Genomic DNA, 4,353 nt, shown 5'->3' with positions numbered 1-4,353 from the left:
CATGCTGCTTCAAGCTCGCGGCACGCTTGCGACAGAGCCACAAAGCCCAATGTCCCGGTGCTTCCGATCGTCGAGTGCGCCTCGCGTGCGAGGGTCTGCCGGTCCAGCATCGCCGCTCGACTTGCGACCCCGGCGAGCCGCTCGGACAGATCGCGTTGCAGCTTGCCCAGCAGTGACGCCATCGCCGTCGGGCCGACATCGCTCAAGAACCCCTCGTAGATGGTGCGATCCACGATGCATGCATCCGCCGCGTTGTCAGTCGCGGGGGAGGCCTGTCCGCCGATAGGCAGCGGGCTCCAACGTGCGACGACGGCGTGAAGCACGTCGCGCTGGAACGGTTTTCCGACGTGATCATCCATCCCGGCGGCACGGAACTGTGCCACCTGGGCCGGAAGGACATTCGCCGTCAGTGCGATGATGGGCACCCTCCCCTTGACGCCCGAGAGGGCGCGGATGTGCCGCGTCGCCGTGATGCCGTCCATCACCGGCATCTGCACGTCCATGAGCACGAGATCGAAGTCCCGCGCCAGGACTGCTGCGACGGCGGCGGCCCCATCGCCGGCAACCTCGACGCGGTGGCCGGCCCGCTCGAGGATCGAGCGAGCGAGCTCCTGGTTGATCTCTACGTCCTCGGCGAGGAGGATCGTCAGGCCGGTGGCGACAGTGGGCGGCGCAGCGACGGCCTCGCGCCACAGAAGCGCCTCGGTGCCGGGTTGCAGGCGCGCTGTGAACCAGAAGGTCGAGCCTTCGCCGATCGCGCTGTCGACGCCGATCTCGCCCGCCATGAGGGCGACGAGGCTCTTCGAGATCGCGAGTCCGAGGCCCGTTCCGCCGAAATCGCGCGTGATCGAACCGTCCACCTGGCTGAAGCGCTGGAACAGCCTGGCACGCTTGTCCTCGGGGATGCCGATGCCGGTATCGGTCACGGCGAAGTGGAGCCGGGTCTCGTCGGGCCCGGAGGCAAGCAGGCGGATCGTCAGCGTCACCTGCCCGCTCGCGGTGAACTTGATCGCATTGTTGAGGAGGTTGAGCAGGATCTGCCGGAGCCGGTTCTGGTCGCCGACAAGGACGGCCGGGATGCCCGGATCGACGTCGACCATGACGGAGAGGTGCTTGGCGTCGGCAAGCCCCTGCACGATCGAGACGGTGTTGGCGATCAGCGCCTCGACGCGGAAGGGCTCCGGGTCGAGCTCGACCTGCCCGGCCTCGATCTTGGAGAAGTCCAGAATGTCGTTGACCACCGTCAGCAAGGTCGTGCCCGAGTACTGGACGCGCTGAACATATTGGCGGGAGGTCGACCCGAGTTCCGGCTGATCCAGCAGCAGGTCCGAGTACCCGATGATGCCGTTGAGCGGCGTTCTGATCTCGTGGCTCATCGAGGCCAGGAAATCCGATTTTGCCTGACTCGCCTCTTCGGCCTGCTGCCGCGCCTCGTCGGCCTCGTGCGTCCGATCCGCCACACGCTGTGCGAGCGAGGCATTGAGATCTTCGAGTTCGTCGAAGGTGCGCTTCCGATCCTCGATGTCGGTGCTCGTGCCGACCCACTGGGCGATCGACCCGTCCGCCGCGCGGACCGGCTCGGCCCGGACGAGGAACCAACGATAGGCGCCGTCGAACCGTCGGATCCGGAACTCCGTTTCGTAGGGTGTTCCGGAACTGAGGGCGGCACTCCAGGCTCGACCAGCGCTCTGGGTATCGTCGGGATGAACGATGCTGCTCCACCCGGAGCCGATGAGATCGGCGAACGGTAGGCCGCTATAGGCCGGGACGTGGCCGTTCAGCCAGTAGAGTTCGCCATTGGGATTCGCTGCCCAGATCTGGTTCGGTACGGCCTCGGCGAAGACGCGAAACTGCTCCTGGCTACCCTGGAGGGCCAGCTCGGCCCGTCTTGCGCCGTTCGCCGCGGCGAAGGAGAGCCAGACGAACATCCCCGTGGTCGCGACCGCCAAGAGGGCGGGCGTGAAAAGCGGGTCGTAGAGCCCCAGCCTGACGCCCCCGAGGACGAGGAAGCCAGCCACGAACGGCAACACGACGGCCCAAGGCAGGAGCCGCGAGAGGACCGTGCGGGCGATGGGCAGGCCCACCAGGGGACGGTACCAGCCCTCGTCGGAACGTCTCAGCACAACCGCGAGAGACAGGACACAGAGGCCGGCGGCCGTGTGAAGGGCGACCGAGACATAGGGCCCGAAGTTGTAGAGCCGCTCCACCCCATAGGCGTAGCCGATGATGCTGAGCGCTCCGATGGCCGCCGGCAACAGGGCCGCGCAATGCGCGAGCAGCACGCCCCTGCCGCGTGCCAGGTGCAGAACGAGCGTTGCGGCACCGAGACAGACGAAGCTGAGCGCCGTCGCGGGCGACATTCGTCCGTTGAAGGGGGCCGACGTCGTGTCCGGGTCACGAAACAGCAGCTCGTCGATGCCAAGGTGTATGCGCAGGATGTATTGGGCCAGGGTTGCAAGACCCAGAGCGAGCACCAGCAGGCCGGCGGCGAGCCCCGTCCAGGCACGTGTCGCGGTCCGGTCCGGACAGGCACGAACGCTTCCCAATCCGACGCTGAGGACCAGAAGACCGAGTGCCGTGTTGGCCTTCATCGTCGTGAGGCCGGGCAGCACGCTTCGTAGCCCATCATGGTCGATCAGCCAGCCGAGGAGGACGGCGAGGGCCAGGCAGGCGACGAGGCCGCAGAGCACCTTGACGATCTGCTCCTCGGGGGCTCCCGCTGCGCGATCTCGTTGAAACCGTGAATCCGCCCCAGAGGGCAGATGGGCCACGCGCCGGCTCATGAGCATCGATAGGATTTCCGGCACCGCGTCATCGCACGACGATGTTCGCAGCTCCGCTTAAAGAATTTGCACATAGGCCTACTTGGTCCCGACCCTGTGCGGACTGCGAACCGGACCACCGCGCGCGGACAGGTCCCGCGCCCGGAGGTTCTGTCGATTCGGGAGAAGCGATTGGCTCTCTGACGGTTCGGGTGTCCGTGAGCCCGGCCCGTGCCGGCAGGACGCGGCCGCGGCCGAAGCGGGCGTCCATGGCGGCCATCTGCGGGCCGGTGAGCTCGCGGTCGAGAGCGCCGATCAGCGCCCGCGGGCTCGCATCGAGGCGCCTCGGGCCGGTGGTGACGATCCCGGCCTTCGAGGAGCGCCACGGCCGCTCGCCCTGCCCGCGCCAGGTCCGGGTCAGGCCGAGCGGGCGGCGATCAGAGTGAGCGTGCCGTTGGTCGCTTCCGGCAGCGGGAGCGACACGTTCGGAGGGCGAGTGTCGTGATCAGAGCTTCGGGGGTTGCCCTGCCGCTTCGTCAGCCGCGCGCTTCTCCACGGCAGCCATAAATTCGTCAGGCGATTTGTCGATAAAATCCTGGATCGTCACGAGGAGCTTGGGCGCATCTTTCTCCGAGGGACAACGGGGCTCGGGACGCTTGGCGACCGCGTCTCGAATCTGAGCCTCGATATCGCCCATCTCCTTGCGCAACACCGCGAGCTTCGCGTCGAAAGCAGTGCGCTGCCTCCCGTTCGTTGGCACGTCACATTCCTTGATGGCGGCCTCGACCATGCTGCCCAGGTAGAAAGTCTTGATGTGCGACTCTGGAGGCGTTGCCGGCCTCTTTGCGGCTTGGACGATCTGAGCTGGCGTGGCGTCGCAACGACGCAAGGATTCGTAGGCCTCGGGAAAGCCGGCGAGGTCGAAGTCGGCGTCGGCGCCATCCAGCTTCAGGATCATCTTCTTGGCGGCCAACATGTTCGGCACCAGGGTAGCCGGGACCGTCGCCGTCAGGCTCGTCCCGTCGCCTGTCCATGCGGACTTGGCGATTGCGACCCGCTTATCCAGCATGAGCGGCACGCGGATCTTCTCGTTCTTATCCCAGGTCCAGTGCTCATAAACGAACGTCATCACCGCCTTGTCGTCCGCTAGCGCGAAGACCAGGGCGTTCACAGCGTCGTTGTCGTCGGGATCCTTGTATGTCTTGCTCATCAGACAGGAGGAGCCGTTCGGACCGGGGGGCGATCGCTCGATGTCCCAGCCCTTGGTTGTCTCGAACGGTATCTCACCCCCTGCAAGCGCCGGTGTAGCGATGAACGCGAGGGCCGCAACGAGGGAAAGGTGTCTCACGGCTTGTTTCCTGGCGGCCCTGGCCGGCCATCTCGGTGCAGCTTGGATCGTAAGTTTTAATGTTCGATAGAGATGCGATGCGAAAGCTGCTTTGGCACGAGCGCACAAAGATCGGCGAGGCGAAGGGCGAGCGCTTTCGCGCCCATGGCCGACGTCTGCGGATCGGTGGCCCGGCGTCCAACTGAGACGAGCGGGCCAGCCCGAGGGACACCGACGGCGCCATGCCGCAGCGGCCGAACGCAC

General features: G+C 66.3%; 2 protein-coding genes. Both read right to left on the bottom strand.

Annotated features, from left to right (window positions below; all coding sequences use genetic code 11):
- Positions 1-2,783: ATP-binding protein (locus ACFE7U_RS15825; RefSeq protein ID WP_375410678.1), on the bottom strand; the 2,783-nt coding region annotated here is incomplete at its 3' end.
- A gap of 484 nt (positions 2,784-3,267) precedes the next feature.
- On the bottom strand, positions 3,268-4,110 hold the full coding sequence (locus tag ACFE7U_RS15820; RefSeq protein WP_375410677.1) for a hypothetical protein: 843 nt from the start codon (positions 4,108-4,110) through the stop codon (positions 3,268-3,270).
- Positions 4,111-4,353 lie beyond the last annotated feature (243 nt).

Source organism: uncultured Methylobacterium sp., assembly GCF_964251405.1.
Taxonomy (GTDB): domain Bacteria; phylum Pseudomonadota; class Alphaproteobacteria; order Rhizobiales; family Beijerinckiaceae; genus Methylobacterium.
The sequence above is the reverse complement of the archived record's forward strand: the minus strand, read 5'-3'. Positions and strand labels throughout refer to the sequence as shown.